This window comes from Pediococcus acidilactici, assembly GCF_016127815.1.
GTDB lineage: Bacteria > Bacillota > Bacilli > Lactobacillales > Lactobacillaceae > Pediococcus > Pediococcus acidilactici.
In genome coordinates this window covers 57957-80159 of sequence record NZ_CP066046.1, presented here as the reverse complement: position 1 = coordinate 80159, position 22203 = coordinate 57957, and the positions used below count along the sequence as shown (strand labels likewise).

Sequence of the window (22203 nt, the reverse complement as noted above, 5' to 3'; positions counted from 1 at the left end):
CAAATTTTGCCCCTCTTTGGCCTCCTCATGGTAGCCTTATAGAAGTGAGGGAGGATGATGCGTAATGATTATCAACGATCCGAATATGCGCGAGTATTTGGAAGTCCAACTTATCGGACACGAAAATAATAAGATCAAAGCCCGGACGCGGACCGGTGAATACATATTTGTTTACCCCACCGCCCGCCAAGCACGCGACCCATTATTTTGGCAGTGCTTGAAGGACATCATCAACAACAAATTGTGGCTACCGATCACAAAACAATTTCACCATTTGTTAGAAAACGACTGGTTGGTACCTTCAATGTAAAACTAGATAAACAACAGAGGTTGAGAAAATTGCTTAATTTTCTCAACCTCTTTTTTAGGGCTGTTTCGTAGCTAATATGGCTTCCTGCTCCACCGCCCATTTAATTGCAAATCTATTTCTTTGACCGTTGCACAATGTCCAAAAGTTGTTCGGGTTTTTGCAACACGTATTCTGCCTCTGAGAAATCATTAGTTGGGATGGCACCCCAGCCGGCGTTAGCAAAGTCTACTCCCGCTGCGTGGGCTGCCTGCATATCAAATAACGAATCTCCTACGTACAAGACATCCTTTAAATCCATTTCCGCAAAGTATTTTTTGATCCCAAATAAAATCGGATCAGGATTTGGCTTATGTTTTTGTGTATCGTCAGAAAAGACCACCCGTTTAATCTGTTGAATCTTAGGGAAATGCTTCATCTCGTCATCAAAGACTCGTTTTAATTTGGAAGTAACAATCCCATACTCCACACCAAGTTCATGCAAACCGGTAAACATTGCCTCAATTCCGTCGTATGGTTTAATCAAATCGACTTCTTTACCAATTTGTTCATTAAAGATTGCGATGGTCTTTTCCGGATTAGGAGCACCCAATTGTTTAGCCATCTCTAAACCAGGGATTCCCATTAGACTAATAATTGCCTCTGGGGTAACCGTCACGCCGTCTTGTTTCAGAGCGTAGCTTAATGCCGCCACCGAAGCGTCTTCAGTTTTTAATAAGGTGTTGTCTAAGTCAAACAATACTACTTTATACATCATCGTTATCCTTCCACTCATTGTGATTTTACATTTATACTACGCCGTTTGCCCGTAGATAAAAAGGGAAAATCGCTTTCAAATCCACTTTTTTACTTTTATTTACCCAATTGAGCAAAAAAGATGTATTCGATTTCATTTTTTTATACAATTACCTTATTTTTTGTAGCCTTTCTCACCTAGCAGTCCCGGAAAGCCTCGCCGCAAGCTTTCGTTATTATGCTATGATAAAGGTGAAAAACAAACGGGGTGGACAATATGAAAATTGCTTTAATCGGCGCGGGTCCGCGCAACTTAATGGCCCTCGAACGTTTAGTTTGTTGGGGAATCAGTACCAATTACTCAGCCAATGTCGAAATATCACTATTTGATCCCTTCGGAATTGGTGGTCGAGTTTGGAATCCTGACCAAAACCACGAACTGAAAATGAATTCGTTAGCCGAAAAAATCACTTTATTCACGGATCAATCTATTGAAATGGCTGGCCCGGTTCATGAAGGTCCGAGTTTACTTGACTGGGCCCTAGCAAACGGACGCAGCTTTATTGAAGAACACCAATATCATCATCAAAAGCTGCTCTTAAATGAATTAGCGAACTTAAACAAGCACTCTTACAGTTCTCGAGCCCTTTTTGGCATCTACCAACAGTGGTTTTACGAACAAATTATTAATCATTTACCGGATAACTTTAGCGTGACCCTACGTCCAGAATGGGTGACTAACGTTAAAAAAGATGCCCAGCAATACACAGTCATCACCCAAGATGCTGCTTACAACGTGGACGTTGTGTCTGCTGCTTTAGGGGAAGGCAACAACCCGTTAAGCAAAGAAGAACGGCAGTTGCAAGATTTTGCCGCTGCTCATCAATTAAAATACGTTCCAATTGCGTATCCAGCCGAGATGGACGTTGATGACGTAGCTGCTAGCGATCACGTAATTATTCGTGGATTAGGGCTAAGTTTTATCGACTACCTTGCCGAACTTACCGAACGGCGTGGCGGAACCTTCCACCGCGACGAACACGGGAACTTAACTTACACGCGTTCTGGTGATGAGCCTACGATTTACGCTAGCTCCCGGAGGGGATTGCCCTATCATGCTCGGGGGCTAGACCAAAAGGCAGTGGGCGAAACTTTTCCGCGCTATTTCCTAAGTGACCAATACGTTGACGACCTTGTTCGCCAACACCAAGTCATTAGCGGCGAAGAATTTATTAATCGCATTCAATGGGACGTTGAGTTAACCTACTACGTTACCCTCGCGCAAAATAGTTATCCAGAAATTGATCTAACTGCTTTTGAAGCCGACCTAGCTGCTAGCACAAAGGGATTCAAGAAAATCTTGGATAACTACGGCATTGCTGCTAAAGATCGTCTCAACTGGGAAGAATGGAAGAATCCAATTCCTAAAGACGTTAACGACGCTGCCAGCTTTACCCAGTTTATTAAGACTTACTTGCAGCAAGACGTGGACTTGGCAAACGAAGGTAACTTAACCGCCCCATTTACAAGCGCTATTGAAAAGCTACGCGAATTACGTACCAACATTCGGAAAGTGGTTACCTACCGTTTAATCAGTGCTGACGACTACGTAGAGCAGGTTCTCAAACATTTTAATTCCTTAAATAGCTTCTTAGCGGTCGGACCGCCGGCATTTCGGATTGAACAGATTTTAGCCCTTATCAAGTCGGGCATTTTAACTCTGATTGGCCCAGATATGAGGGTTGAAACGAGTGATGATCAATTTATGACTTATTCAAACCGGCTTGCGGATCATCAACAGTACTTTGGTAACGTCTTGATTGAAGGTCGCTTACCCCAGCCTAACGCTGCCAACAACACTAACCCGTTGGTAAATAACTTGCTGCAACAGGGACTGGCCCGGATCTTTACCCTCCAGCTTCGCGATGGTTCTAGTTACCAAACCGGAGCCTTGGACGTTACGGACGACACTGCTGAACTGATCGATCAAAACGGCAACGTGGTACCCCACTTCTTTGTTTGGGGACTTCCCACCGAAAAACGGCATTGGCTAACTAACGGGGCTCCAATTCCTGGAGTTAACGATGTGCGGCTCCGAATTGCCGATCGAATTGCGGCCCAAATATTTGCTAAATAAACTGGATATTTTAATGTTGAAAAGGGACCTCGGATTTCTGCTTGAAATCTGAGGCCCCTTTTTTAGTTCATTGGTCGTTAAATACAAATACTTTTCTGCCGCGTAGTCGAAACGGGTTTTGAAACCCAGCCCTCTCCGGCTAACCAAATTAAGGGGATCAATCGCCAAAATCGCGATTAATCCCCTTAATTCCGTTAGTCCTCAAGAGCTACCCGGGTTTCAAAACCCTCTATATTAATATTGTCCCCCATGAATCTCCGCCACATTGGTCGTTAAAATGAACGCCTTGGGGTCAATTTCCCTAATTCTTTCAATAATTCGGTGATATTCGGCATTTTCCACCACCAGCATTAGCATCCGGCGGTTATCTCCCGAAAATCCTCCCTGCACGTTCAAACTCGTGTAACTTTGATCCAGCGACTCCGAGATAATTTCCTCGACCTCACTAAGTCGGCTACTCATAATGTAAACACTCTTCTTCCGGTCAATTCCGGTCTCAATATAATTCATCACTAACAGCGTGATCACCGATGAAAATAGCGCTAGGATGAAAGCTTCCATTCCCGAACTAAAGATATTCATCAGACAAACAATCGTATCAAGCACCAGCAAACTCACGGAAGTTTTAAAGTTAAAGTACTTTTTTAAAATCAACGGCGGTACCGTAGTGCCCCCGCTGGAAGCATCAATTTGGTATAACAGCGCCACTCCAATTGCGTACAGCGCTCCGCCGACAATCACTGCCAACGTGCGGTCCGATACCAAGCTTAAACTCGGCGTCACCGCCATACAGACTGGTAACAACAAACTGCCCACCGTAATTCGGGCCGTAGTCTGTTTTCCCAATGTAAAGTACGACGCTATCAGCATTGCCACGTTAATGATAAAGACAATCAGCGCCCGGTTCCAGCCAAAGGCGTCCTCTAACAAAATTGAAATCCCCGTTGCGCCTCCCGCAGCCACGTTATGTGGTGCGTAAAACATGTTAATGCTAATCGCTAAAACTTCTAGCGCGACTAACATGATGGCAAACTGGCTGACCAACCGAAAACTTTTCTCGCGCATCTATTTATCCCCCGTTCCCTTAAACTAGTTATCTAAAAAGAGTGGGTAAACGCTCGACTAGCTTTCAATTCCGCTCTCGCAATTTTGCAAAAGCAGTCGTCAGTCACAAAATTCCAAAATCAATTTTCAAAGTCGCGACGTTCGGCTCCCCAGCTCCGATTCTCTTTCTATTATACCTAAAAGTTATTAATTATTCTTGATATAAGTTTTCAAATCAGATGGTTTTAACTGTTGCCAATCTTCATCAAAGAATTGATGCTTAATTTGGTAATGCGTTGATTGGCTAGGTTGGTCAACAAAATTCTTGACGTTTTGATCAACCACGTACCAACCGTACCAGCCTAAATGGATGGTATCTTGCATGAAATATTTCTTACCGCCATCGCGTGATAAATCGAGGATCTGGTTGAATCCTTGACTTTGCAGCTGGTAATTTATTTTTTTGTCAAAACCACGGAGCATTTCTTGTGATAAGCCCACGTAATCCGCCCACTTCTGGTTAACCGGCGGGATGATAAAGAGCACTTGGATATGATTTTTCGCAAATTGATCCAAAATTAGCTGGAAGTCAGCAAATTCAGGCGAACGCGTATAGTCGTAATGCTTTTGCATCCCTTCAAAAGCAGCAATCCGTTTCTTCAAACGTTTATTATAAAACTGATTTTGAATCCCAAACTGGTTGTTTGACGTTTGCCGTTTAGCTTGGCGGGTCAAAGCTTGTTGAATCATCCCATCCGACGGGCTATTAGGTAATGCTTCGACCTGCCGGTTAATATGGTCCTGATTAGTTCCTTGCAAGCTAAGCGGCGAAAAGAGTTGGTCTTCATGAGCCAACAACCGTTTATAGTACTTCAAGTAAGTCCGTTGTCCCGAAGTTACCTGCTGCCCGTTAGCCACCCGGTCTAACGCGTTAATTACTTGACGGTTAGTGCTGTTACTCCGGTCGTCTAACATAGTTAGCAACCGTTTAGCAGCGTATCGTTCACTTGGCTTTCCAGTTTGGTTTTCCAAGAAGTTAACGGCTTGCAATTGCGAGAAGTAAAATGCAAAGGCATGCGGGTCCGCCCCTTTTCTTACAAACCACTGTGGTGAAATCACAAAGACGGCCTTTTTATTTTTTAGTTGGGGATTAATTCCCTGCATTTCAAAATAATGGGTCAACGATTGGGTCCCCGGTGCTCCTAGTAAAAATGGACGGAAGTCCCAATCATACTTTTCCGCCATTACGGACGGATGGGCTAAATCAAACCGGGAAAGTTCTGAAGACCCAAAAAAGGGAACGTAATTCCCATTTTCTAAGGCGGCCCGTTTTACGGCATCTCCTTTGAGCGTATCTGGGGACAATGCCGTAGCTGCTTTTTGCTCAACGGCTGAGTTAATCTTATTTATTTTGAATGGGGAAAATAAAAGTCCGATTAAAATCAGCGCTGCCGCTAAAACGGGACCAAAAATCATCCATAACCTTTTAGCCACGAGCTTGAAGTTCCTTTACTTTAGCAATGATTTTATTTGGGGTGTCCCATTCGCTACGTTCAAATTCAGATACGGGAACTTCAATTCCTAGTTCAGTTTGTAATTGCAACAATAATTGAACCGTGCCCATTGAATCCAATAGACCTGCGTCAAAAAGGTTATCATCCATACTGTCGCTAACGTCCGTACCAATTAAATCTGTCAAAATATTTAAAACTGTTTCTTTTACGTCCATAATTAATTAATCTCCTTTAGTATTTAACAAAAAATAGTTTATCTAGGAATCCTGAGAAAACTAGGAAAGTGAAGCACACGAAATTAAAGGTAATGAAGATCGAAAGTGCTTCTGTCCACCGGTTATGCGGCAAGCGTCCCGGATTCTTTTTCTTAAATCCAAGCCACCAGTCGTTGATTACGAGGGCGACCCCGTGAATCAAACCATAGAGGATGTAATACCAGGTTTCCCCATGCCAAAATCCCATTAACAACATGTTTAAAACGTAAGTTACGTTTGCCGTCGTCTTAGGACTCTTAAAGGTCTTGTGCTTCATAAAGAAAAACACGAGCCGCATGTAAACATAATCGCGGAACCAGAATGACAAGGTAATGTGCCAACGATTCCAGAATTCTTTGATGTTGTGCGATTTGAACGGTTGCTTGAAGTTCATCGGAGTTTCGAACCCCATGAAGTAGCTAATGGCTACCGCGAACAAACTATAACCCGCAAAATCAAAGAATAGGTAAAAACTGTAAACGTACATTACGCCCAACAGGCCCCAAGAGAGACCGTCCGTTTGTAAAGCAATGTGTTGGACCCTTGGCAAAAGCAAGGAACCAAATACGTAAGACAGCATAAATTTATACACAAACCCTAAGAAAAGGTAGTGCACACCCTTTTCCAACAGGTCCAAGTAGTGTCCTCGTTCAGGGACATTTAAATAATCCTTCTTAAAGCGCCGGTACCGGTCAATTGGCCCAGAAGAAATTGTCGGGAAGAAGGCCAAAAACTGCAGGAAGAACCACGGATCGTAATCCTTCAAGACCCCGTCGCGAATTTCCATGATGGTCTGAACCGCCTTGAAAGTTAGGTAACTAATTCCGAGGAATCCGATTAACGAAGAGTTACCTGATTGCAATAACGGCGTCATTTTGACCACTGCTAGGGGCAAAATTGCCAATATTACGGCCCCTACGAAAACTCCGGTCGCGTTATGCTGCTTGCGATAGCGGTTATATAGTGAAACCAATATCACCTGGAAGATTAAATAACCAATTAAGGCAATCCCCTGTTGCCACTTTGGTCCCCCAAAGGTTAGCAACAAGAAGAAAAACGATACTAACAGTTCGTACCAGTGAAAACGGCGTCCCCGTAGCATCCCAATCACAATGGGCACTAGGGCAATGGCTAACATGAAAAAGTAAGTCGGGTTTTCGTAAGGTGTCGCTGTCCACATCATGAGTTAACCCGCGCGATCATACTTTTTATGTCAATCTTGCCGTTCGCCGTTTGTGGCAATTCTTCAACAAAAATAAACCGGTTCGGGACCATGTATTCCATCATGTTAGCCTTCAAACTGTCCTTAATGGCCACCGTGAGTTTAATTTGTGAATCATATTCATCCGTTGCCGGAATTACGTACGCGACTAGTTGCGCAACTTTTTGGTCTTTACCGTACTTAGGCACGGCAATTCCCGCCTTGATGAGCGGGTCGTTGTTCAAGTAATGGTTAACCTCTTCAAGTTCAATCCGGTAACCGTGTAATTTAATTTGGAAATCAGTTCGCCCGCGGTAGTAGAGGACCCCATCTTGATCCATTACCACCAAATCACCGGTCTTGTATGCCGGATGCCCTTCATACTTGAAGAAGACTTCGTTAGTTTTGGTTGGATTATTAATGTAACCCTTTGAAACCGCTGGGCCATAAATTACCAATTCACCTTCGTTACCAGCCTTAACAACGTTGTTATCCATATCGATGATGTAACCGCCCATGTCCGGTTTCAACCGGCCGATTGGTAACCGGTCGTTTTGTTCCAGCACGGCGTCCGTAATTTCGATTGCCGAAACCGCAACTGTTGATTCCGTCGGGCCATACGTGTTAAAAATCCGCGCTTCTGGAAAACGTTGTTTTAAAGCTTGGGCCGTCGCATGTGATAACTCTTCACCACAGAACAAGAACCGGGATAGTGCCGGATAGTGATCCGCATCAAAAGTTGGTTGCAATAAGCATACGTCCATGAAAGATGGCGTTGAAACCCAGACATTTAACCCTAACGTTGGTAAAATTTCGAAAAGTTCCTTGAAATTATCGGTAACCGTCTTAGGAACCGCCTTTAACGTTCCTCCTAACACCAAAGTAGCGTATAGGTCCATTACCGATAAATCAAACGAATATGGTGGTTGCGACAAGGTTACCGGTCGGTCAGGTAAATCGAACTGGTCCATTTGCCAGTTAACAAAGCTCAATAGATTGTTATGACTGATTTGAACTCCCTTTGGTTTACCCGTGGTTCCCGAAGTAAAAATAATGTAGTAGTTTTCATCTCCGGTGACCGCCTGATCTAGCTCTACGCTTTGCGAATTTGCAAACACGTCTGAAAGCTCCTGGCCTTCCAAAATTGGCAAGTCATCTAAAGAGACCGGTAAGTCTTCAATGGCAATACACATCCCGGGATGCGCAATCTCATTGATCATGGTTAACCGTTCTGGATTAGAATGCCGGTCAATTGGAACGTAAGCATGACCGCTTTTAACTGCTCCTAAAAAGGCCGCCACCATTTCAAATGTTTGTCCCCCATAAATCATAATGGGAGCTTGTTCCATAATATTTTGTTCTAAAATGTAAGCCGCTAAATTATCTGAGAAAGCTTTTAATTCACCATATGTGTGCGTATTTCCCAAATAATCATAAGCAATCCAGTCCGGATGCTCTTGGGCAATTGAATCAATCTTTTCAATTACGTTTGTAACTTTTTGCAAATCAAAACCTCCTGCTAAAATTCGTTGTAAATGAAAGTCCCGCCAGACATTCCACTATACCCGTATAAATAAAGTAAAATCACAAAAACTAAAAAGTAAAATACTGTCCTTGTGATGAATTTAACCGAATCGTGTTGCCACAGATTCTTAAGAAAACCGATCACCACAATCCCCCCTGTTTTTTGCTATTGGTTTAGTTTGCAAAGGTTGCGTTAGGTCGCTAACCCTGCTAAACGTTACGCAAAATTATGGCATGATTTGAATTTTTTGTAAAGTAACCGTAACATTACGGGCTTAAAAAGTTCACATTTGTCACATTCTATTCATAAATTATCTGCCGATTATTTCCGTCGTTACGGCGTTTATCAAATTTATCTCATAAAAGTTTAAAAAAAGCTAAAATTTAGCCTCCGGGAGCTGGTCTTGACTAAATTTTAGCTTTGTAGCGTCTATTTTATTTTTAAGCGTCGGCCCACTAAAGCCACTAACGCAGATTTAATAACGTCTCCAGGAATGAAAAAGGCGTTTGCAAGCACCGCCTTAGAAAATGCCATCCGCATATTAATTGCAAATCCAACAATTCCCAATAAATCAATTACTAGAACCGCAATGATGGCAACTTTTGCAAAGAGACCAAACCAATCTTGTCGACCATGTGACGTCCACCATGCCAATAACACTGCTCCTACAAGATACCCCAATAGGTAACCGCCCGTCGGTCCCATAAATACGGCTACTCCACCCCGCATTCCGGTTAAGACTGGCATGCCTAGCAAGGCCAGTAGCAGAAACGCGCCGATGGTGATTGCGGCTTCTCCTGGAGTAAGGATTAACCCCACTAATAAAATTCCAATATTTTGCACCGTGATGGGAACCGGAATCAATCCCATTGGAAGATTAGGAACCAATCCCAACCCAATGATAATTGCCAGTAATAATGCCATTTTTGTTATACTTCGCGCGTCAAGCCGCATAAACTTCACCTCTAAATTTGGCCTTCCAACCGAACAGTTGAATTACCTTATTCCAAAAATGTTGTTTATCAACCATTTTTGATGAAGCTTTATTATAGCATGTTGCGCATTAGCTGCTATTTTCGGTTACCGTTAACCGATATTATAATATGTAGTAATTTTTGAAATTAGGACTGTCGCGAGCCTAATCTCCGTGGTTTAGCGAACTGGCTAACCCGCGTTCTGGAACCCAGCTCTCTCCGGTTAACCAAAACAGGGACCAATCGCCAAAACCGCGATTAGTCCCTGTTTCTGTTAATCCTTTGTGTTCTGTTGCTGCACAGTCGAAACGAGTTCCAGCCACCAATTTTCTCCGGTTAACTATATTTTGGCCTTAATCGCCTAAACCGCGATTAAGGCCAAAATCAAGTTAATCCTCAAAAATTACCCGGTGGCTTCCACTCTCTTTATTTTTCTCCCCTTCTCACTATCGGCATCAGCCTAAAGTACAGTAATCCAATTACTGCTCCTACTATGATTCCCTTTAAAATGTTGAACGGTAGCACCCCGTACAACACCATATTTAACGTCGAGATATTTATTTGGAAACTTGCCAATTTCATATACAGTGGTAACAAAACAAACAGATTTGCCACACTCATCACCACGGTCATCAAGGCCGTTCCTAACAGCACTCCCTTAACTAGCGCCATTACAGCTTGGTGATGTGGCTGATCTTCTGCGCGTTTCAAAAACGAATAGATTGGTAGAACGTATGCTACCGCCGCCATCCAATTTGCTACCGCTCCAAGGGCTCCCGCCGGGTTGCTATCCCGAACAATAATGTCCAATAGCCCAGCTAATCCAGCCGTCGCCATTCCCCACACGGGCCCAAACAAAACGGTTCCGATCAAGACCGGTACGTCCGCAAAGTCAATCTTTAAGAACGAAAACCCCGGTAAAATCGGAAAATCAATGAAAATCAACACAAACGAAATGGCTGCCAGCATTGCGACAATCACCATCTTATTAACTTTAGAAACACTCATGTTACTGCCTCCTTTAGAATCGGAGCACCTTCTTGGTAACTTATTTCCACAAAAAAACGCCGTTGCTCGAGTTCGGGGCAACAGCGTTAAAAACCGAATTAAAAAATTCAGTGCGCGTCAATAAATTCAATCTCCCTTTATCTAGACTTTAACTATCGGTTTCGGAATTTCACCGAATCAGCTGTCAAAAATGACAGGTCATGGACTGTACCACCGGTCGGGAATTACACCCTGCCCCTTGAAGATGAACCTTATTTTTTATAAGTATTTCACTATAAATATAGCCTACTAATTAATCTTCGTCAATCATTTGTTTTTTTGATTTTGAAATAGCTTTCACCGTCTTGCATCACGTCTATCAGCAGGTGTTCTTCCGCAGGTAAGTTCTTCACTTCACCCAAGTCGATTTCATAGCCGTTTTCAATTTCGTAGCCCTTGTTTACCCGGGACTGCAAAAAAATTCGTAACATTTTCATTAACTTACGATTGTCCTCGGCTTTTTTAGCTGCCATCGCTAACGTATACCCCTTATTAAGGTAATGGGCAATGTTTCCGGCTTGAATAAGTGCAGGGTACGTATATTTACGCTGGCCCGACTCTGATACATTGGTCTTTACGTAGCCTTTCTTTTCCCAATAACGTAATTGACGAGGTGACACATCAATTGCCTTTGCCACATCGCCAATACTTAGTAACAAAGACTCGCTCGCAATGATTCTTTTTAACATATCGACCCGATCTGACGGATTTCCCATGATTCTCCTCCTGAAGTTAACCTGATTGACTTTGTCCGTTTATTTAATTTAATTATAACTTCTCTAACATCTTTGTCAAATAAGTTGACAAAGATGGTATACCGGACTATAGTATCTAAGAATAGTTTTTATGAAAAGAGGTTGTAAGCTTATGACACAAGCATTTGATGCACATGGAAAACCCTATAAGCGGTCTTTATTGATCCTTGTGCTTTTAATTGGTTCATTTTGTACCGTTTTGAACCAAACCATTTTAACCACGGCCTTTCCTACTTTAATGAAGGCCTTCGATATCAGTACCTCGACTGTGCAATGGCTCACGACTGGTTTCTTGATGGTCAACGGGATCATGATTCCCATTAGTGCCTGGTTGACTAGCCGGATTCCTTCCAAACGGCTATACCTTTCAGCCATGACGATATTTTTAATTGGGACCACGTTCTGTTACGTAGCCCCGTCGTTTTCAGTACTCCTTGCTGGACGACTAATCCAAGCGCTAGGGGTCGGAATTACGATGCCCCTTTTGCAAACCATGATGCTAACCATTTTCCCCGCTAACCAACGTGGTTCAGCGATGGGACTTGCCGGCCTAGTTGTCGGGGTGGCTCCAGCAATTGGGCCGACCCTTTCTGGATGGGTCATTGATAACTACCACTGGCGGACTTTATTTGGGATGATTATCCCAACCGTCATTGTAGTTTTAATTGCTGGTTTCTTCTTTATGAAAGACGTTTTGAAAACGGAGCACACCCAACTCGATTGGATTTCAGCTGCACTTTCAACCATTGGTTTTGGTAGTTTGCTCTTTGGCTTCTCCGAAGTTGGTGACAAGGGCTGGACTGATTCCTTAGTTGTAGCCACCTTAATTATCGGGGCAATCTTCGTAATCCTATTTGGGGCGCGTCAATTACGGAGTAAAAATCCGTTCCTTGACCTACGGGTATTGAAGATTCCTGAATTTTCAATTTCAGCAACCCTTAGTTCGGTTTCCATGATTGCCATGGTCGGTGCAGAAATGGTTCTTCCTCTTTACATCCAAACTGTACGTGGCGAATCTGCCTTTCATTCTGGATTAACATTATTGCCTGGGGCATTAATGATGGGGGTTCTTAGCCCGATTACCGGACGTCTCTTCGATAGAATTGGGGCACGCCGGTTAGCGACTACCGGGATGTTCTTGTTAACAATCGGAACGTTACCATTTGCTTTCATCACCCGGACCACTCCAATGCTTTACATCATCGTGTTATACGCAATTCGGATGGCTGGAATCTCAATGGCAATGATGCCGGTTACTACTGCCGGAATGAACTCGTTGCCATTTGACAAGATGGGGCACGGAACCGCGGTTAACAACACCCTTCGGCAAGTTGCTAGTTCGATGGGAACTGCTATTTTAGTCAGTGTGCTAACCAACGTTACTAACAACCAAATGCCTGCTAAACACTTATTGAAAGCTGAACCACTTGCTTACAAAGACCAAGCCTTTAATGCCACTATCAGTGGTTACCACGCATCGTTTTGGATCGCGGTTGGCTTCAGTGCCTTAGGTCTAATCATTGCCTTCTTTGTTAGCAACCGTTCTGGTAGTTCAGCCGAAGTACAACCTCAAGCTGGAGGTGAAAAATAATGATTATTTTTCTACTAATACTTGCTGTGATCGCAACCTTTGTTTCAATGACCCTAATTCCCAAACCCGTGGTTCGTTACATCTGTACCACTATTTCTGCCATCGTGGTCGTTGGCTCAGTAGCGCTATTGGTAATGAACGACCGGGAACATTTCGGAATGAAGAAGATCACCGAAACAACTACCCAAACCGTTTACTCAGTTTCACCTTCAAAACAAATGCCCATGTTACTTTATAAGAATATTGGGACCGATGGTAAGGAACGAGTTTACGTTTATAAAAAGGATGCGGACAAAAAGAAAACTTCCCACACCGAATTGGAAAAAACTACTAACCGGGTTAAGACCACTAACGACGACCAAGCCCGTTTAGAGAAGAAAACCACCCGTTGGGTATACAAAAACGATACCTACCGCCTTTGGTTTGGCATCGCCGGAAACGACCGGGAAGTTTCCCACCGGGTTAACACCTTCTACGTGCCTAAAAATTGGCCAACTTTGTCAACTACCGAAGCCGCTAAATTGCAAAAATTGGTTAAACAAAATCAAGCTTCTATGAAAAAGGATGCTACTAAGTACGTAAAAGCTAAGGTAACCGCAACGGTTAAGGACACCTTAAAAGCTGCTTTGCAGAAAAATCCCCGGATGAGTCCTGCCGAACAGAAAAAGTTGACTGACAAGACAACTGCTGAAGCTACCAAGAAGTTTAGTGCTGAGTACCAAGCACAAATGATGCAAAAGCTAATTGAACAAGCTAAAAAGTAGTTTAGCTACCGATCAAAAAAGCTTCGCAAGAATCGGAATTCTTGCGAAGCTTTTTCATTTATTGATTTCAAAGACCATCGTGGTTAATTATTGGCTTTACAAGTCCGTTAGACCCCTTTAAAAGCCGCTGTCGCCGTTTTAGCGCAACTACTGGCGTAAGACCGCTCATAAAATTCACCTTGCTTATTTAGTCTCGTAAGCTTGCAACTGTTGACTTACCCAATTTGTCGCCTGGGCTGCCGCATCACCCGCGTGAATGGCGCAAAACCTTGCGTAAAATTGTTCGAATTGGGGACTTAGCTGTTGCTGAGTTTCCTTAGCGAGTTGAGCTAATTCATGAGTCAGTTCGCCTTCGTTGTAAACAATCTTGCCCGGTAAATCTTTTTGATAGTCCAGATAAAATCCACGAAGTTCGTCGCGATAAGTTTCATAATCATATGGAAAGAACACAATGGGCCGTTTTAAGTATGCATAATCAAAGAAAACGCTGGAGTAATCCGTAACCAACACGTCCGCAGCTAAGTACAAATCCGCAACGTCCGGGTAATTCGATACATCAATTGCGAAGTCTTCTACACCAGTAAGATCCACCGCGTTAGCAATCAAATAGTGCATCCGTAAAAGCAAAATTGTATCCTCTCCAAGCGCAGCCCGTAATTTTGCCAAATCAAACGGTAGGCTAAAAGCATACTTTCCCTTGGTGAAAAATTGGTTATCCCGATAGGTTGGTGCGTATAAGACCACCTTTTTATCCAGGGGAATCCCTAACTTTTCTTTAAGCTGCCGAATTTTAGCTGCGTTGGGATGCGCTAACTCGTCATTGCGGGGATAACCAATTTCCAAAATTTCGTTTTGATAACCAAAAGCTTGGCGAAAAATTTTCGTAGAATAGGCGTTAGGACTGATTAATGCATCCCACCGGTTTGCTTCATGAACAAAATTTTCGTGATATTTTTCCGTAGTGGTCCCGGGCATGGTTACTTGTGCAATATCCAAGCCCAACTTTTTCAACGGCGTACCATGCCAAGTTTGCAGTATTTTAACGTGCGCCGGCTTTTTCACCCAACGAGGCAACCGGGCATTTTCAACCCAGACGTGCGCTTTTTCAATCGTACGCACCCATTTAAAAGATCCCCGAACCACATAATCGTAACGTTCTCCATTCGGAAACCCGTCTTCAACCAGTTGCTTATTCACCACCCAGATTAATCGATAATCGGGATATTCTTTTTTCATTTCTTTATAAATTGCTAACGGCGAGTCACTAATTTGTCGCCCTCCAAAGCTTTCAAAAATAACGGTGGGCCGTTTTGCGGGCCGGTAGTTAATTTTGAAGGCGTAGGTTAGGAGGCGGCGTTTGACTTTCCGCAAAATTGTAATCAAATCCATTTACATTTATCCCCTATTTTATAATTGTTTATGTCCATTATAGGACAAATTTTAGACATCAAAAATAGTACATTACTCGTTTATCTGCGCTGTTTTAAAATATTGATTGGTCAATTTATCAACTGCTTGTTTTAATTTTTGGCCCTTTATTTTATTGCCTTGATGATTGCTAAATACGATGAGGGCTTGTTTACCATCCGGACTAATTCGAATATGGTCTTCAAATCCGTAGCCGTAACCATTAGCCGAGTAATAATTTTGGTGATTAGTGTACAGACCTCCATGGTATTTGACTTGAGCCCCGTTAGCCGGTCGATACAATGTTTGCACAGTGGGTTTGCCTAGGAGTCCACCATTAAGTAATTTAGCTAATGTTTTATAATAATCCGCAACGGACATGTACACTTGTCCCGTGCCTAATTCTGATTCAACCGTCGCCAAGTTAGGCTTTTGAAGCACTTGTTTAACTTCGTCCCCTTGTTTTTTGAGATAATACCCCTTAGCCGTATCATAACCAGTAGTGTCAGTTGCGAATACGGTTTGCTGTAAGTTTAACTTGCTTGTGTAACGTTCTGTGAATAGCTGTTGGTAACTATCCCCCGTAACTTTTTCTAAAATCATTGACAATAGCACGTAATTGACGGGCTGATAATTCCATTTACCATATTTTTCCGGCTGAAATTTAACGTTCTTTCGAAGAATTTTTAAATACTGTTTTCTAGATAAACTATCACCTTTATATTTAAGCTTAGGCAATGATAATCCCGATGTCATGTCGAGTAGCTGTCGAATGGTGATTTCCGCAGAACCCGGTATGCCCGTTATGTACTGATTAAGGCGATCCGTAAGGGCGATTTCATGCCTATTAACCAAGGTCATTACTAGTCCAGCCGTGAGTGATTTTTGCAAAGAATCAATTTCATAAGCAGTAGTTAACCGATTCTTTTTGCCACCTTCATTATCTTCCACTCCCGCTGTGTAACTATCAACAATTTGGTTGTTCTTTACTAAAATTGCTGAGCCACTAAATCCGGTTGGTGAAAGTGCTTGCTGCAACCTTCCCCTTTCCGTCGAGTGAGTCGCTCGTGGAATCGCCAAATGATTATTTTTTTCAGTAGCGGCGGGCTTTTTTAAGTATGTACTTGCCTGCCCCCAAACTATTATCAATGCGAGAACGATTAATCCACCGATAACCAACTTATTAATCAATTTTTTTGACATTTCGATTTCTCCCCCAAATAAGTTTACCAGATATAGTTTTACACTAAATGTCGTTAAAGAACTAGCTTTAAAGGGAAAATTAAGTATAAGCTTAAATATTAGCAATAGGAGGTTAAAGATTTAGTTTTTTAGGTATATAAAAAAGGCATGAGTTATTAACTCCGCCTTCTTAAATGTAACTATTATAGTGGTTATTGATTCCCAATTACAATCGAATAAAATTGCTGTAAAGCTTCATCGTTATACTTCTTGTGATTGAAATTAGACGCCTTTATTTCACCGTTAATAAATTTATCCATTCCTTTTGCAATTCCATCTATTGTATTTTCGACTAATAAACCTGCTGTTCCACTAATCACTGAATGTATTCCTGGTACGTCTGTACCAATAATCGGCTTTTCTAGTAGCATTGCTTCTATAATTGATAGTCCTTGTCCTTCATAATTGGAGGGTAGAATAAAACAATCCGTTAATTCTGTCAGCATAGCCGGTTTAGACACATAGCCGGTTAAGGATATATATTCAGACAACCCCAGATCGTATATTAAATCTTCCAGTTGTCTTCTCAAGGGACCATTTCCGACAATATATAAATGAACTTGTTTGTTCTTTGCGACTATCTTTTCAAAAGCTTTAATCAAATTAATTTGATTTTTCTCTGGAGATAAACGGGCTACATTAATAAAATTAATTTTATCTTCTGCAGGCTTAATAAAACTCTTCTCAGTTAAGATACCACCCCAATTAACTGACTCATCAAAAACAATCCGGTATTGCTGATCGTACCGTGATTTTTGTAGGCCCTCTAATTGCTCATGTACTAACTGCTTTTGTTCTAAAACTCCCTTAGCATCTACTACATTATTTACGTAAACCATTTTAGAAAGATCGCGGATCCATGGTTTTAAATTTTGTTTATTTTGATCATTAACACTCTCGGAAACTGATACGATTTCATCAAAATAATTGTACATACTAAAGGTGACTTTTAGATTCCAGCGATGTTTGTACTTGCCATTAATTACCTTGTTATACTCACCAAGCATGTCATTATGGAGATATACTACTTTTCGTTTAAATGGGGCCGCCGCAGTTATCGCGGTAAACATCTTATTATATCCACCAAAATCTATAACTACATCGGGTTCAAAATTACCAAGAATTCGTCTAACTTCATATGCAATTTGTTTTTGATACTTCTTCATACTACCAAACTTTGTATTCGCCCCTTGACGGTAAATCCAATTTTGGTTGTAAGTATCACTTAAATCTCGAATAGTATTTGAGAATTTATAAATAAAATGTGCCTTGGGATTTACACGCATGATATTGCCGGCTTTTTCAGCATTAATCTTTGAAAAATCCCAAAAAATTAGTTCATACTTATCATAATCAATGTAATTAGAAAGGTTGATTGCTGAGATTGTAATTCCATTGTTGTAAAAACCACCAGCATACATCATTATCTTCTTTTTACCAGACTCGTAACTTATGGCGTCCTTGCCCTCTTGATCAAAAATGGCCTTTACAGCACGCTTACGCGCTTTTCCATCATCTAAATATAAATATTTTTGCCAGAACTTTTCGTACTTAGTTGCGTATTCTTGCAAATATACGGATTGGTTTCCCGCTAGAGCAACACCAATCTCATCTAAGTTTTCAGACACCAATCCTGGTAAAGTATCTAAGTCCATGTAAAAGCCCCGTGCTTTTGCATACGCTTCTTTATCTGGAATATAAAAATATACCGGGCGCTTTAATGGTAAGAAGTCAAAGAAAATACTAGAGTAATCCGTAATCAAAATATCAACGGCGCTAAGCAATTCGTTTGTATCAATCCAATTTGGTAGTACCTGATCGCCAAAACCTTCTTTTACAAAAAAGTCATATACAAAATAATGTGTTTTTAACAGTACTTTGTAATCTTCTCCAACTTTTTGTTGCAAGCTTTGCATTTGATTTATCAATTGTTGAAGATCTTCTACAGTAGTATCTTCTATATCCTTTTTCCACGTTGGCGCAAACAAAACAATCTTTTTTTCGCCTAGTTGATACTTTTGGCGGATTTTTTTAGCATCGTCGAAACTCAAATCAACCCTGGCATTTCCAGTCACGTAAACTTGAGCTGGCAGAATTCCATTTAAATCATGACTGGTTATCAACCGGTCAGCCGTGAATTTGTTAGGCATGAGTAATTTATCTGCTTGCAATAAATTACGTTGAATATTTTTGTGATCCGCCCAGCCACTACCCTTTATATCTAATCCTAACGTCTTCAAAGGGGTGCCGTGCCAGGTATTCACATACGTTTGCCCCTTTTGTTTAATGAAATAGGGCATAAAAGAAGTGTCGTTAATTAATATTTCACAACTAGCCAATAACCGATAGTATTCTTTACTTTCATGTTTTACAAAGTGTAGTTTACTATCAGGAAATTCTTTTTTTAAGCAATCCATCATCGGGTCTTTATCGACTGCATACACCCAATAAAAATCATAGTCAGGTTTACTTTTTACTAGTTCTGTAAAAATTGCATAAACGTTCCCCGTCATACTTACTGCATGATAGGACTCCAGTAAAACACTATTTTTCTTAATGCTATTCTTTTTTAATTGGTGATAGTAATATGCATTCTCTCTAACCCGCGAATTCGAAATGTATTCCCTAATCGGCCGAACAAGAAACTTTACCCGCTTTTTAAAATCTTTTAACTTACTGCCCACTTTTTAATACTCCTCCTGCTTCTCCTACGTCTTTAGGGCCCTTACCGGAATAATTAACGCTAGCCCTTAGTAATTACTCTATGTGTTGGATGTAGTAAAGTTGTGGGATGCTGTACCGAATTAGTAATTGAATGTCCCGATATGTTAACTAGGCAAAAGAACGCCATTAATAGAATGGCACACCATAACACAGCTTTAGTACTAGTAGTCATTTTTTCAGGCAAAATTTGACCATACATTGCTTTATTGACTATTTTCTCAGCTTTTGCTCTATTAACTTGTTCGTTTTCTAATGTTTGTTCAATAAGTGTTCTCTTGTATTCTTCAATATCAAAATCAGCCTGCTCTTGCTTCTTCTTTGCTTGATATTCACGTCTTTCAGCAGAGCTTTTCTTCTTAAAGTCTTTTGAGAAGGTTCTGTAATGATCAACGATTTCCTTTGTATCCCCAATTTCTCGTAAATCGCCGTAATGCATCCAAGCTACTCGATCACAAATTTTTTCGACTTGACCAAGAGAGTGGCTTACAAATATTATCGTCTTTCCTTGTTTTTTAAATTCAATAATTTTATTAACACATTTTTGATAAAAAGTGTCATCACCAACGGATAAGGCCTCATCAATTATGATGATATCGGGGTTAATATGCACGGCAATCGCGAAGCCTAAACGAGAACGCATCCCAGTGGAATAATCTTTAACTGGTTGATCAATAAAATTACCAATATCCGCAAAATCAATAATGCTGCTCTTAAGGTCTTCAATCTCTTGAATACTTAACCCTTGCATTAGCCCCTTTAGCCGGATATTTTCTGCTCCCGTTAAATTTCTTTTAAGACCTGCTCCAATTGCAATAATCGAGGTATCCCCTCTAACTTCTACAGATCCCGTAGTTTGAGGGATAATACCTGAAATAATATTTGATAAAGTCGACTTTCCTGAACCATTAATTCCAATGATTCCTAGAGTTTCGCCAGCTTTAATCGAGAGGCTAACTCCCTTTAAAGACCAAAAATGAGGCACATCTACTTTTCCAAGACTAAAAAAGTTTTTTAATTGGTCGCTTTTAGTCTTATATAGATCGTATTCCTTAGTTACATTTTTTACTTCTACTTTGTATTCTGGGTTCAATTTAACAAACCTCCACTAGATTAAATCCACAAAATGTGAACGGAACTTGTTGTGTAAATAACTTCCTACAATCATTACTATTAAAACAAATAACCAAAAGACAATTGTTAAATTAACGTTAGGTTGTTGCCAAATCCATCCTTTATTTAACAGTGACTCTCTCATCCCATTTAAAACATAATAAAATGGATTTAATTCTAACAAGCGAACTAAGAATGCTGGAAAATTAGACGTTGTAAAATTGAACAAAACCCCACTCATGTAGAACAACATTCTTAAAATTGACTGAAGCGTGATATGCCAGTCGCGAATTAGCACACTAACTGTCGAATTAAATATCCCAACCGCAAACATTAAGGCAATCATGCATATGAAATAGTAAATGAACTGAATCCACGAAATGGAAACATAAATACCGTTAGTAAACATTAAGAAAACGCCAAATGCCATCATTGTCCAGTAACTATACAAATTACCGTATATTTTAATGGACGGTAAAACGCTGACTGGAAACTTCATCTTGGACACTAATCCAACTTGTTGGTAAACACTTCGTGACGCGTCCAAAGTTGTTTTATTCATGTATAACCAAGGAGCAATTCCTAAAACCATCCATGGCAGGTAAGGCACTCCTGGAGCAGGATCTCCACGTTTCAAAGCCACTCCGAATACTAGATAGTAAATTCCAATTTGAATTAGCGGGTTTAAAAATTCCCACGCCAATCCTAAGTAGTGGCTTTGGTATGTAGCTCGATCATCATATTTAGCCATTCTACGAATTATCTTAAAATTCAAGAACTGGTCTTTAATGATTTGAAACATTGCATTCATAATTAAATTCCCTTCATATCCGTCATTTATGTGATCTTAAAGCAAAATTCAAAATACCTTTATATTTTACTCCGAACTTGCTTCAAAAAAAACTTAACCTTTGGTAATTTAAGCATTCGTTTACCTAATACTATTTTTCTTCTCGAATTATATAAACTGGTCGTTTTTTCACTTCTAAATAAATTTCTGCAACATATCGCCCAATAATTCCAATACTTAGCAATTGTACGCCACTAAAGAAAAGAATTATTACTACTAGAGACGGCCATCCGAAAACAGCGGATCCCGGAAAAAGTATTGCTCGCACCACAACTACAATTGCTCCTAATATAGCAAGGCAGCAAGTAAATATACCAGACGACGTAACAAATACTAAAGGAGCAGTAGAAAAAGATACAAAACTTTCAATAGCATATTTTAATAGACCCCAAAACGACCACGAGGTTTTTCCCGCAACTCGTTCACGATTTTCATATGAAATATAGTAAGTATTGAAACCGACCCAATTAAAAAGTCCTTTACTAAATCGCTCACGTTCTGGCATCGACAAAACGCTATCGACCATTTTTCTCGTCATTACACGAAAATCACGAGCACCATCCACTAGTTCAAGAGAACTCACCCGATTAATCCAATGATAAAATATGTGTGCAAAAACTGAGCGAACTTTACTTTCTCCTCGGCGATTTTTTCGCCGAGTAGCTACAGCATCATAATCTCCTTCTTGAAGAATTCGCATCATTTTAGGCAGCAGCTCTGGTGGATCTTGTAAATCCACGTCCATTACCGCTACAAAATCTCCGCTAGCTTTTTGAAGTCCAGCATACAGAGCTGCTTCCTTACCAAAGTTACGAGAGAAACTAATATAATGAATTTCTGGATGGCTTTTCTGGAGCTTTTTTATTTTAACTAGAGTTCGATCTTTAGAGCCATCATCAACAAAAATTAGTTCTAAATTAACCTCAAGTAGCCTTTCAACTTTAGATAAGGTTGAATAAAATAATTCAACCGTTTCCTCTTCGTTGTATACTGGTACAATTATTGATAGCTTCTTCAATGTA

General features: G+C 40.9%; 21 protein-coding genes and 1 riboswitch. Of the genes, 4 read left to right on the top strand and 17 right to left on the bottom strand.

The annotated features are described in order from the left end of the window. Positions 1-64: 64 nt before the first annotated feature. The gene (locus tag I6H64_RS00355) at positions 65-310 is read left to right on the top strand and encodes a hypothetical protein (RefSeq protein ID WP_002832425.1); all 246 of its coding nucleotides are present in this window, start codon (positions 65-67) and stop codon (positions 308-310) included. A gap of 112 nt (positions 311-422) precedes the next feature. Here I6H64_RS00355 and I6H64_RS00350 read toward each other — a convergent pair whose 3' ends face one another. Further along, entirely contained in the window at positions 423-1061 is a 639-nt protein-coding gene (locus I6H64_RS00350) for an HAD family hydrolase (RefSeq protein ID WP_036685501.1), read from the bottom strand. A 258-nt stretch (positions 1062-1319) separates the two neighbouring features. Between I6H64_RS00350 and I6H64_RS00345 the strand changes: the two genes are divergently transcribed. After that, positions 1320-3179 (top strand): FAD/NAD(P)-binding protein, encoded by a 1860-nt coding sequence (locus tag I6H64_RS00345; protein ID WP_008841754.1) that lies wholly within the window; start codon positions 1320-1322, stop codon positions 3177-3179. A gap of 234 nt (positions 3180-3413) precedes the next feature. Here I6H64_RS00345 and I6H64_RS00340 read toward each other — a convergent pair whose 3' ends face one another. From I6H64_RS00340 to I6H64_RS00295, 10 genes are all read right to left on the bottom strand, one after another. Continuing rightward, complete coding sequence (locus I6H64_RS00340) at positions 3414-4244, bottom strand: YitT family protein (protein WP_002832429.1); 831 nt, start codon at positions 4242-4244, stop codon at positions 3414-3416. Positions 4245-4430: 186 nt separating this feature from the next. After that, positions 4431-5717 carry a D-alanyl-lipoteichoic acid biosynthesis protein DltD gene (gene dltD, locus I6H64_RS00335; RefSeq protein WP_036685488.1) on the bottom strand — a complete coding sequence of 429 codons (1287 nt, stop codon included), beginning with the start codon at positions 5715-5717 and terminating at the stop codon, positions 4431-4433. Beyond that, positions 5710-5952, bottom strand: coding sequence for a D-alanine--poly(phosphoribitol) ligase subunit DltC (gene dltC, locus I6H64_RS00330; protein WP_005918945.1), 243 nt, complete (start codon positions 5950-5952; stop codon positions 5710-5712). Before dltC ends, dltD begins: the two co-directional genes overlap by 8 nt. Before the next feature lie 16 nt (positions 5953-5968). After that, a complete protein-coding gene (gene dltB / locus I6H64_RS00325; protein WP_008841752.1) occupies positions 5969-7171 on the bottom strand; it encodes a D-alanyl-lipoteichoic acid biosynthesis protein DltB in 1203 nt (400 codons plus the stop codon). After that, positions 7171-8697, bottom strand: a complete 1527-nt coding sequence (gene dltA / locus I6H64_RS00320; protein ID WP_008841751.1) for a D-alanine--poly(phosphoribitol) ligase subunit DltA — start codon at positions 8695-8697, stop codon at positions 7171-7173. The genes dltB and dltA overlap by 1 nt, the downstream gene beginning before the upstream one ends. Before the next feature lie 14 nt (positions 8698-8711). After that, the gene (locus I6H64_RS00315) at positions 8712-8861 is read right to left on the bottom strand and encodes a teichoic acid D-Ala incorporation-associated protein DltX (RefSeq protein ID WP_036685483.1); all 150 of its coding nucleotides are present in this window, start codon (positions 8859-8861) and stop codon (positions 8712-8714) included. Positions 8862-9146: 285 nt separating this feature from the next. Beyond that, complete coding sequence (locus I6H64_RS00310) at positions 9147-9641, bottom strand: biotin transporter BioY (RefSeq protein ID WP_008841750.1); 495 nt, start codon at positions 9639-9641, stop codon at positions 9147-9149. A 214-nt stretch (positions 9642-9855) separates the two neighbouring features. Further along, positions 9856-10014, bottom strand: coding sequence for a hypothetical protein (locus I6H64_RS00305; protein ID WP_232623512.1), 159 nt, complete (start codon positions 10012-10014; stop codon positions 9856-9858). A gap of 103 nt (positions 10015-10117) precedes the next feature. Continuing rightward, on the bottom strand, positions 10118-10699 hold the full coding sequence (locus I6H64_RS00300) for an ECF transporter S component (protein ID WP_056985174.1): 582 nt from the start codon (positions 10697-10699) through the stop codon (positions 10118-10120). Between the two features lie 125 nt (positions 10700-10824). Then, positions 10825-10949, bottom strand: a riboswitch (FMN riboswitch). A 52-nt stretch (positions 10950-11001) separates the two neighbouring features. After that, positions 11002-11454: a MerR family transcriptional regulator gene (locus I6H64_RS00295; protein ID WP_005918939.1), complete on the bottom strand. Its 453-nt coding sequence runs from the start codon at positions 11452-11454 to the stop codon at positions 11002-11004. Between the two features lie 151 nt (positions 11455-11605). Between I6H64_RS00295 and I6H64_RS00290 the strand changes: the two genes are divergently transcribed. Both I6H64_RS00290 and I6H64_RS00285 read left to right on the top strand, forming a co-directional pair. Next, the gene (locus I6H64_RS00290) at positions 11606-13084 is read left to right on the top strand and encodes an MDR family MFS transporter (protein WP_036685475.1); all 1479 of its coding nucleotides are present in this window, start codon (positions 11606-11608) and stop codon (positions 13082-13084) included. Further along, positions 13084-13848, top strand: coding sequence for a DUF4811 domain-containing protein (locus I6H64_RS00285; protein ID WP_036685474.1), 765 nt, complete (start codon positions 13084-13086; stop codon positions 13846-13848). Before I6H64_RS00290 ends, I6H64_RS00285 begins: the two co-directional genes overlap by 1 nt. Before the next feature lie 183 nt (positions 13849-14031). On the opposite strand, the gene I6H64_RS00280 is transcribed toward I6H64_RS00285, so the two are convergent. From I6H64_RS00280 to I6H64_RS00255, 6 genes are all read right to left on the bottom strand, one after another. After that, positions 14032-15237: a CDP-glycerol glycerophosphotransferase family protein gene (locus I6H64_RS00280; RefSeq protein ID WP_008841745.1), complete on the bottom strand. Its 1206-nt coding sequence runs from the start codon at positions 15235-15237 to the stop codon at positions 14032-14034. 72 nt (positions 15238-15309) lie between these two features. Continuing rightward, positions 15310-16458 carry a serine hydrolase domain-containing protein gene (locus I6H64_RS00275; protein WP_008841744.1) on the bottom strand — a complete coding sequence of 383 codons (1149 nt, stop codon included), beginning with the start codon at positions 16456-16458 and terminating at the stop codon, positions 15310-15312. 191 nt (positions 16459-16649) lie between these two features. Further along, the gene (locus tag I6H64_RS00270; protein ID WP_005918935.1) at positions 16650-19181 is read right to left on the bottom strand and encodes a glycosyltransferase; all 2532 of its coding nucleotides are present in this window, start codon (positions 19179-19181) and stop codon (positions 16650-16652) included. Positions 19182-19240: 59 nt separating this feature from the next. Beyond that, positions 19241-20311 carry an ABC transporter ATP-binding protein gene (locus tag I6H64_RS00265; RefSeq protein WP_008841743.1) on the bottom strand — a complete coding sequence of 357 codons (1071 nt, stop codon included), beginning with the start codon at positions 20309-20311 and terminating at the stop codon, positions 19241-19243. Positions 20312-20326: 15 nt separating this feature from the next. Then, complete coding sequence (locus I6H64_RS00260; protein WP_002829682.1) at positions 20327-21142, bottom strand: ABC transporter permease; 816 nt, start codon at positions 21140-21142, stop codon at positions 20327-20329. Positions 21143-21272: 130 nt separating this feature from the next. Continuing rightward, positions 21273-22199 (bottom strand): glycosyltransferase family 2 protein, encoded by a 927-nt coding sequence (locus I6H64_RS00255; protein WP_056985176.1) that lies wholly within the window; start codon positions 22197-22199, stop codon positions 21273-21275. Between the last annotated feature and the right edge of the window lie 4 nt (positions 22200-22203).

Coding starts and splice junctions, on each gene's coding strand:
- I6H64_RS00355 (WP_002832425.1), top strand. CDS start 65: ATGATTATCAACGATCCGAATATGCGCGAGTATTTGGAAGTCCAACTT.
- I6H64_RS00350 (WP_036685501.1), bottom strand. CDS start 1,061: ATGTATAAAGTAGTATTGTTTGACTTAGACAACACCTTATTAAAAACT.
- I6H64_RS00345 (WP_008841754.1), top strand. CDS start 1,320: ATGAAAATTGCTTTAATCGGCGCGGGTCCGCGCAACTTAATGGCCCTC.
- I6H64_RS00340 (WP_002832429.1), bottom strand. CDS start 4,244: ATGCGCGAGAAAAGTTTTCGGTTGGTCAGCCAGTTTGCCATCATGTTA.
- dltC (WP_005918945.1), bottom strand. CDS start 5,952: ATGGACGTAAAAGAAACAGTTTTAAATATTTTGACAGATTTAATTGGT.
- dltB (WP_008841752.1), bottom strand. CDS start 7,171: ATGTGGACAGCGACACCTTACGAAAACCCGACTTACTTTTTCATGTTA.
- I6H64_RS00310 (WP_008841750.1), bottom strand. CDS start 9,641: ATGGCATTATTACTGGCAATTATCATTGGGTTGGGATTGGTTCCTAAT.
- I6H64_RS00300 (WP_056985174.1), bottom strand. CDS start 10,699: ATGAGTGTTTCTAAAGTTAATAAGATGGTGATTGTCGCAATGCTGGCA.
- I6H64_RS00295 (WP_005918939.1), bottom strand. CDS start 11,454: ATGGGAAATCCGTCAGATCGGGTCGATATGTTAAAAAGAATCATTGCG.
- I6H64_RS00290 (WP_036685475.1), top strand. CDS start 11,606: ATGACACAAGCATTTGATGCACATGGAAAACCCTATAAGCGGTCTTTA.
- I6H64_RS00285 (WP_036685474.1), top strand. CDS start 13,084: ATGATTATTTTTCTACTAATACTTGCTGTGATCGCAACCTTTGTTTCA.
- I6H64_RS00280 (WP_008841745.1), bottom strand. CDS start 15,237: ATGGATTTGATTACAATTTTGCGGAAAGTCAAACGCCGCCTCCTAACC.
- I6H64_RS00275 (WP_008841744.1), bottom strand. CDS start 16,458: ATGTCAAAAAAATTGATTAATAAGTTGGTTATCGGTGGATTAATCGTT.
- I6H64_RS00260 (WP_002829682.1), bottom strand. CDS start 21,142: ATGAATGCAATGTTTCAAATCATTAAAGACCAGTTCTTGAATTTTAAG.